At 44.5% G+C, this 3,617-nt stretch carries 5 protein-coding genes; 4 read left to right on the forward strand and 1 reads right to left on the reverse strand.

Going from position 1 to position 3,617, the window contains the following annotated elements; translation table 11 throughout:
* Positions 1-843 (forward strand): alpha/beta fold hydrolase (locus IQ229_RS18150; protein ID WP_194046111.1); only part of this gene is annotated, 843 nt, incomplete at its 5' end.
* Positions 844-913: 70 nt separating this feature from the next.
* Here the strand turns inward: IQ229_RS18150 and tsaD are convergent.
* Positions 914-1,963: a tRNA (adenosine(37)-N6)-threonylcarbamoyltransferase complex transferase subunit TsaD gene (gene tsaD, locus IQ229_RS18155; RefSeq protein WP_194046113.1), complete on the reverse strand. Its 1,050-nt coding sequence runs from the start codon at positions 1,961-1,963 to the stop codon at positions 914-916.
* 280 nt (positions 1,964-2,243) lie between these two features.
* On the opposite strand from tsaD, the gene IQ229_RS18160 reads away from it, so the two are divergent.
* From IQ229_RS18160 to IQ229_RS18170, 3 genes are all read left to right on the forward strand, one after another.
* Positions 2,244-2,738 carry a Photosystem I reaction center subunit III gene (locus tag IQ229_RS18160; RefSeq protein ID WP_194046115.1) on the forward strand — a complete coding sequence of 165 codons (495 nt, stop codon included), beginning with the start codon at positions 2,244-2,246 and terminating at the stop codon, positions 2,736-2,738.
* A 39-nt stretch (positions 2,739-2,777) separates the two neighbouring features.
* Positions 2,778-2,927, forward strand: a complete 150-nt coding sequence (psaJ, locus tag IQ229_RS18165; RefSeq protein ID WP_094349471.1) for a photosystem I reaction center subunit IX — start codon at positions 2,778-2,780, stop codon at positions 2,925-2,927.
* 278 nt (positions 2,928-3,205) lie between these two features.
* Positions 3,206-3,617: photosystem I reaction center subunit XI (locus IQ229_RS18170; protein ID WP_194046117.1), on the forward strand; the 412-nt coding region annotated here is incomplete at its 3' end.

The raw sequence follows: 3,617 nt of genomic DNA on the forward strand, positions 1-3,617 counted from the left end.
GTATTTATCCACGGTTGGCTCAATAGCCGTGGATATTGGCAACCTGTGATTTCCCGCCTATCAGATGATTTGCAGTGCCTGTCCTATGATTTGCGGGGTTTTGGTGAATCCCAATCCCAGGTAAAAACCGATTTTAGTCGAGCACAAACGTCTTTGAGTCTGACGCCCATCTCTAGTAGTACGGCTGACTCATCTTTCGATTCTCTTTATACTCCTGCTGCGTATACTCAAGATTTAGCAGCTCTCCTGAAACAGTTAAATATTAGAAGTGCTTGGCTAATTGGTCATTCATTAGGCGGGACGATCGCTCTTTGGGGAGCAGATCAAATGCCTGAGTGTGTTAAGGGAGTTATCTGTATCAACGCTGGCGGTGGTATTTACCTCAAAGAAGCCTTTGAGCAGTTTCGCTCGGCGGGTCAGAAATTTTTGCAAGTTCGTCCGCGCTGGCTGTCCCAAGTGCCTTTGATTGATTTGCTGTTTACCAGAGCTAGTGTAGTTCGTCCTTTGGAGCGCTATTGGGCACGTCAACGGGTAATAGATTTCGTTGTGGCTGATCCAGAAGCGGCTCTGGGAACTTTGTTAGACTCCACAACTGAAGAAGAAATCAATCGTTTACCTGAGCTAGTATCCCAACTGAAGCAGCCAGTTTATTTTTTGGCTGGCGCGGAAGACAAGGTTATGGAACCCAAGTATGTGCGGCATTTAGCTAGCTTTCACAGGCTTTTTCAGTATTGTGGTGACAATGTTCTGGAAATTCATAATTGCGGACACCTGGCTATGTTGGAACAACCGGATGCAGTGGCAGATCACATCCGGGCGATAGTCAATAGTTATAGGGTGTAGGGCATTGGGCATTGGGCATTGGGCATTGGGCATTGGTAGTTACAAATGACAAATGACAAATGACAAATGACTACTCAATAGGTTGATACAACTTCATCACCTGAGTAAGCCCTAACCTAGACTCAACGCCTAGTGTCAGGGGGGACGTATGACCACGGGATAGATGGTCAGCGGCAGCACAGCCAATCATGGCAGCGTTATCGGTACAGAATTTTAGAGGTGGGAAGAGGACGCGTAGGTTATGTTTAACGGCGGCGGCTTGGAGGTTTTTTCTTAACCCGCTATTAGCTGCTACACCGCCACCAATGGCAATTGTGTCTAGACCATAGTCAAGGGCACAGGCGATCGCTCTTTTGGTTAGCGATCGCGCTACTGTATCCTGAAAGCTAGCTGCTACATCTGCCACTGGCACTTGTCCACGATCTTTCTCTAACTGCTGCACTAAACGTAATACAGCCGTTTTTAACCCACTAAAACTCGCATCATAACGATGAAACCCTCCACCGGGTAGAGAAACTCTTCCTTCGGGTAAAGCAAAGGCTTGAGGATTACCCTGCTGTGCCAACTTGTCAATCACAGGCCCACCCGGATAACCCAGCTTTAACAATCGCGCCACTTTATCAAAGGCTTCACCCGCAGCATCATCACGAGTTTGTCCCAAGGTTTCGTAATTACCACAATCTTTGACATAAATCAAGCTTGTATGTCCGCCTGAAACCAGTAAGCTAAGAAAAGGGGGATTTAAAGTTGATTCGCTCAAGTAAGTTGCGTAGATGTGACCTTCGAGGTGATGAACTCCCAAAAATGGCTTGTTGTGTACCATTGCTAGAGTTTTGGCAGCAGTTAATCCCACCAATAGCGCTCCTACAAGTCCAGGGGCACAAGTGGCAGCAATTGCGTCAATTTGTCCCCAATCTAGTTGGGCTTGCTCTAGGGCTTGTGCGATCGCAACATTTATTGTTTCTAGGTGCTGGCGAGAGGCGACTTCTGGCACTACTCCACCATACTGCTGATGGACTGGAATTTGCGAGGCTACAATACTGCTGCAAACTTTACGATTGTTAACAATTGCGACGGCTGTTTCATCACAACTGGTTTCTATTGCTAAAACGGTTGTCATTGAGAGTGCTGAGTCCTGAGTGCTGAGTCCTGAGTTCTGAATAGTGGAGAGAAAATCTTGCTTCTTTACTACCCTACAACAACAATTCTTATACTCAGCACTCGTTACTCAGCACTCAGCACTAATTTTGGTTGAGAAGCTTTAACTTTTATTTACTTAAACTTTACTCGGTTCCCACCCAAGAGTATGATGACTTCCTAGTTATGCAAATAAACAACTGTACAAGCCGCTTCGTTTTGTACAAAAAACTTCTTGTTTTGTAATAAAAGGAAACAACTCTATGCGACGATTGTTTGCTTTGATGTTAGCGATTAGTCTTTGGTTCAACTTTGCCCCCCCAGCGCAAGCTTTAGGAGCTAATTTGACACCGTGCCAAGACAATCCCGCTTTTCAAGAGCTAGCTGCTAATGCCCGTAATACCACCGCTGATCCCCAATCCGGGATAAAGCGATTTGAGCGTTATTCTCAAGAACTGTGTGGTCCTGAGGGGTATCCCCACTTGATTGTTGATGGTCGTCTAGATCATGCTGGTGACTTTTTGATCCCCAGCATTTTGTTTCTATATATTGCTGGTTGGATTGGCTGGGTAGGTCGTGCCTATCTGCAAGCGGTCAAAAAAGACCCGAACACTGAACTAAAAGAAATCCAAATCGATCTTGGTTTGGCACTACCCATAATAGCGTCAGGCTTTACTTGGCCAGTAGCAGCAGTCCAAGAATTGCTCTCTGGAAAATTAACAGCCAAAGATACAGAAATCCCCATTTCTCCACGCTAAATCAGCTTAACTAATTCATTCGTTTTGGAGACTAAATTCATGGCAGACAAAGGCGATCAATCAGCTTATTTGATTAAATTCATTTCCACAGCGCCCGTGGCCGCTACGATATGGCTGTTCATCACAGCAGGTATCTTGATTGAATTCAACCGCTTTTTCCCCGACCTACTTTTCCACCCACTACCATAAAGTGTTAAATAGGATTTAGGACAGTTGAATCAATGTCTTATTTTTTGCTTAATATTGTGTAGTTGATGTATTCAGCTTAATTAGGCAGGATTATCACTAAAATAGCCAGCAAAAATAGTTTTTTGAAACTCGTGATACTGTTTACAGATCGCGAGTTTCACAGTTTTAAAATAAGCTAAATTAATTTTTCTAAACTTCCTAGCAAAAAGACATCTTTAGCGACAATTATTATTAATATAAAAATGCCACCATTTTAATTTTAGAGGCGAACATAAAATATGGCACAAGCAGTAGATGCATCAAAGAATCTTCCCAGCGATCCTAGAAATCGGGAAGTTGTTTTTCCCGCATTTGGCGATCCACAGATAGGCAACCTAGAAACCCCGGTTAATTCTTCTCCCTTGGTCAAGGGGTTTATTAATAATTTACCTGCTTATCGCCCAGGTCTGGCTCCTGCTAGACGCGGTTTAGAAGTTGGTATGGCTCATGGTTACTGGCTATTTGGCCCCTTTGCCAAATTAGGCCCACTGCGGGACACAGATAATGCTAACTTAGCTGGGTTACTGTCAGCCATTGGCTTGGTTGTAGTTCTCACAGGCGCTCTATCGCTGTATGCAAATAGCAATCCACCCAAAGCACTTCCTAGTGTTACCGTACCCAAGCCTCCAGCAGATGCTTTTAACTCTAAAG

Origin of the sequence: Nostoc cf. edaphicum LEGE 07299 (assembly GCF_015207245.1) — a bacterium.
Taxonomy (GTDB): domain Bacteria; phylum Cyanobacteriota; class Cyanobacteriia; order Cyanobacteriales; family Nostocaceae; genus Nostoc; species Nostoc edaphicum_B.